This window comes from Terriglobales bacterium, assembly GCA_035567895.1.
Taxonomy (GTDB): Bacteria; Acidobacteriota; Terriglobia; order Terriglobales; family Acidobacteriaceae; genus Gp1-AA112.
On record DATMPC010000038.1, the window covers coordinates 1 to 4,340 of the forward strand.

The 4,340-nt window shown below is 57.7% G+C and carries 3 protein-coding genes; 2 read left to right on the plus strand and 1 reads right to left on the minus strand.

Features of this window, described 5'->3' with window-relative positions; genetic code table 11:
- Positions 1–168 precede the first annotated feature (168 nt).
- Positions 169–3,027 (plus strand): Hsp70 family protein, encoded by a 2,859-nt coding sequence (locus VNX88_08825; GenBank protein ID HWY68754.1) that lies wholly within the window; start codon positions 169–171, stop codon positions 3,025–3,027.
- 116 nt (positions 3,028–3,143) lie between these two features.
- A complete protein-coding gene (locus VNX88_08830; GenBank protein ID HWY68755.1) occupies positions 3,144–3,269 on the plus strand; it encodes a hypothetical protein in 126 nt (41 codons plus the stop codon).
- A 657-nt stretch (positions 3,270–3,926) separates the two neighbouring features.
- Here the strand turns inward: VNX88_08830 and VNX88_08835 are convergent.
- The coding region (locus VNX88_08835) for an ion channel (protein HWY68756.1) at positions 3,927–4,340 on the minus strand (414 nt) is incomplete at its 5' end.

Genomic DNA, 4,340 nt, shown 5'->3' on the forward strand with positions numbered 1-4,340 from the left:
TGCAGGTCACTCTCAGACTCGATGGCCAGCTGGGAAAGATTGTACCGGTGCGGCTGGAGACTCGCGTCACCGAACTCGGGACCCTCGAAGTCTGGTGCGTATCCCGCGACGGTCAGCGCTGGAAGCTCGAGCTGAATATTCGCGAAAAGACCAAGCGGTGAGTCGTCAGTGTCTTCTCGTTATCTGATTGGAATCGATCTTGGCACGACAAATTCTGTCGTGGCGTACCTCGACACTCAGAACACCGCTGATGCGTCTTCCCTTATTCGCGTGTTCCCCGTGCCGCAGTTGGTGGGACCAGGCGAAATCGGCACGCTTCCCGCACTTCCTTCGTTTCTTTACTTCCCCACTGAGGATGAGTTGTCTGCCGGCGGCGTGAGCGCTACCTGGAATGAGCACCCGCCAATGGTCACCGGTGTGCTCGCGCGCGAACAGGGAGCGCTTGTGCCAAGCCGCCAGGTGTCATCAGCGAAGTCGTGGCTTTCCTATCCTGGCGTGCATCGTCGCGCCAAGATCCTGCCGGCGCAAGCGGAACCGCCGCAGCCGATGATTTCCCCCGTCGAAGCATCCGCGCGCTACCTCATGCATCTGCGCGACGCCTGGAACGGCGTAATTGGGACTGATGAAGAAACGCGTTTTGAGCATCAGGAAATCGTCCTCACCGTTCCAGGTTCGTTCGATGAGGAAGCGCGTGAGCTGACGGTCGAAGCCGCCCGCAGTGCCGGGCTCGAGAAGTTCACTCTGCTCGAAGAACCATTGGCCGCGTTTTATGCGTGGATCGCGGCAAATCGACACGTGCAGGCCGGGAGTAATGAACACCTCCGCGATGGCGAACGTGTTTTGATTTGCGACATCGGCGGTGGCACGACTGATTTCAGCCTGATTCACGCTCGCCTCGTCGGTGGCGAGTGGCAGTTTGAGCGAACGGCCATCGGCGAGCACCTTTTACTGGGCGGCGACAATCTCGATTTTGCGCTCGCCCGCTACGTGGAGAAGAAGCTCAAAGACGTCAGACTCACGCTGCGACAGCGTTATGCATTACGCCGGACCTGTTGTGTGTCGAAAGAGCGGCTGCTGAATGATTCGTCCTTGGAGCGCGTGCCAGTCACGATCTTGGGTAGCGGCCGTGCTGTCATCGGAGACGCCCTCAGCACTGACCTGACCCGCGAGGAAGTCCTGCAGGTTCTGACGGACGGCTTCTTGCCAATTACGGCACCTCATGAGATGCCGGCAATTGGCACGCCAACGGGATTGCGCGAACTCGGTCTACCCTACGCCAGCGACCCTGCCATCACCAAGCACCTTGCTGCATTTTTGATCCAAGCTGCTGACGCCATGGATGGCACGTCTGCAAATCAGCGTATGGCTCGACCCGATGCCGTGCTCTTTAATGGCGGCTTCTGTGCGCCAGCTGTGACTCGCGACAGGATTGTCGAGGCCATTTCCGCCTGGTTGGGCGGAACGCAAAGCGGCTGGTCGCCCAAGCTCCTCAACAACGACGAGGTAGATAGTGCTGTTGCTCGTGGTGCTGCTTACTACGGCCGTGTACGGCGCGGCACCGGTTTGCGCATCAGAGCCGGCAACGCTCGCACCTATTACATCGGGCTGTGCTCGGACCACGGTCTCCAGGGCATTTGTGTTTTGCCTGCTGGGGTGGAAGAAGGCACCACACTTCCTCTGCTCGATCGCGAATTCTCTGTGCTGGCCAACCGCCCGGTGTCTTTTACGCTTTACAGTTCGCATACACGGCACGATGCACACGGCGAAGTCGCTGCACTGGACGAAGCGAGCGTACATCGTCATCCTCCGCTAGTGACCTTGCTGCGGTACGGAAAGAGGCGTGATGTGTACGTGACAATACACCTCAGAGCCAGTTTCACTGAGGTTGGTACGCTCGAACTCTGGTGTGAATCGCGGCAGACGCCGCATCGCTGGCGCTTGCAATTCGAACTGCGCGGCGAAGAAGCACAAGCGCAGCAAGTCGATACGGTCAAACCGCAGCCCGTGCTGGAACCGTCTTCGGATCTCACAACTTCCGATGCAAATTTCGAATCTGCTGCGCAACTGATCCAAAATGTTTTTGGAGGCTCGGCGCACGACGCTTCCCTCGCACCCGAGGCCCTCGTCGGTCAGATGGAAGCAGTGCTCGGCGCAAAAAGAGACTCGTGGCCCCTCTCGGCCATTCGCCGGTTCTGCGATGCACTCATCGAGGTTGCCGCTGGTCGCAAAAAGTCCTCCCGCCATGAGATGCGTTGGCTTAATCTATCTGGCTTCTGTTTGCGTCCGGGCTTCGGCGCGCCAGGTGATGATGCGCGCGTCAACCGCCTGCGAACCATCGCCTCGAACGACCTTGCCTTTGTAGACGATCTGCAATGTCAGGTCGGAGTGCTGGTGCTGTTGCGTCGGATCGCCGGCGGCATCAATGCCAGCGAGCAGCTTGCGTTGTATCGCAGCCATACTAGCCCTCCTGGGAGCAAGAAGAAGCGCATCAACCGCCAACTCGAGTACGAGAAGTGGCGCCTCCTTGCGAACCTTGAGCACTTGCAAGCCAGCATCCGTGCGACTCTAGGCCGTGAGTTGATGGCGAAGATCAGAAAGGAACCTGGAGATGCAATTTGGCTATGGTCGCTGGGCCGGCTGGGTGCCCGCATTCCCCTGTATGGGCCGCTGCACGCAGTGGTGCAACCTGAAATCGCCAGCGAGTGGTTGAAAGCGCTACTGGACCTATCCACGCTCACGGCCGTGACGGATTCCACTATGATGCTGATCACGCGGCGAACCGACGATCGCTCGCGTGACATCGATGAGGCAATTCGCGAACAAGCAATTTCCCGGTTTATGGCGCTTGGGATCGCCGAAGAAACCATCCGGCTTGTATCAAGGTACGTCCCTCCCGAACGGGCGGACGCCGTTCGCAGCTTTGGAGAATCGCTGCCGCCCGGCTTGCAAGCTGTCAGCTCTTCCAACTGCTTGCTGTCAGTACCCGCGTTGCATATCTCCGGTTCGAGTCTTTCGAAACCGGCGTAATGATCCACGGGAGCATGCTTCTCTGGAGAAATGTAGCTGAAAATTCCTTCTTGCAGGTCATCGTCGCCGCGCCTTAGCCCGCCGGCTGGAAGTGGGCACGGTGCGGATTAACCAACATGCAATTAGTTAGCAACGCGTTCGTGCCCGCTACCGCCTACAAGACGTCGGGCATTGGAGTCGAGTTCGGTGAAGAAGGTCTTTGGGAGTTTTGCCATCTTCAAGTGATCGCCACAAAACAATGATCTGACCATGGCGGCTTACCACAGCGGAGATCCAGCTCTCCTGTGAGAGTTGCGCTCGCGTGGCGAAACGAATTCCACGAGACTCGCGGTAGTTTTAGCTCGTCACAGGTCGGTGCCAGGGCATGGTTGTATAGGTTTTTGGGCCAGAGGTGGTTCCCTGGGTTGTACAGAATACGAGGTAGTCTGGCGCAGTGTGAAGGCATAGAGCTCGGTGTAACACTAGCACCCGAGATAGTGCCACGCTCATTGGAATCACTCGCCGGCTGCTGCGCGTTTGGACTCCCAAACCGGCCGTCGGAGTAATCTGAGAGATTTCAAGGCGCCCTCGTTGGAAGTCGACGCGGTTCCACCTGAGTGCAAGAATCTCGCCGATTCGCACACCGCTGAGAATAGCCGTTAGAACGACAGTGCGGAACAGTTCCTGATGCTTTGTGAGGAGGCTTTGAACTTGTATAGGTGTAAGGAATGGCTTTGCGCTCGCCGATTTGAACTCCAGGCGCCGGTGCTGAAACAGCCTTCATCAATACTCTTCGTAGCCCGAACTCTATTCGAGTTCGGGCCAGAGCCGCTGCTTCTTGCTCTCAAACTTTCAACTAAACCCGGAGAATCGTCCGTTGAGGAAAATCGCTGGACTTTTTGCAGCCCACTGCGCGGCAATTAACTTGATTGGTTTCCTGGCTTCGAATACAAACTGACCAGACGCGCGACCAGGACTGCAAGGAAGAGTTGACCACCAACACCTTCGACGATTGCGATACCGCGCGCCACGTCCGCTCGCGGCACGATATCGCCATAGCCGAGCGTTGCCAGTGTAACGAAGCTGAAGTAGATGGCGCTGGCTTGGGAAAACTCGCCCGGGAAGGAAAACGTGCCTGGTTTCATCTGTTCGAGAACCCAATACAAAAGACCTACGTAGATACCTGCCAGCATATAAGCGCTGAGGGCTGCGAACAGATGCTCCGCGTCAACCTGCGTAGCGCCGATTGCGAAGCGTAATGCAGCCACAGCGGCAAGCAGCCCAATAAGCGTCCAGATTCCGAGGGCCACCTCGGATAGGACGCGATGATCAAG

Coding starts and splice junctions, on each gene's coding strand:
- VNX88_08830 (HWY68755.1), top strand. CDS start 3,144: ATGCAATTAGTTAGCAACGCGTTCGTGCCCGCTACCGCCTACAAGACG.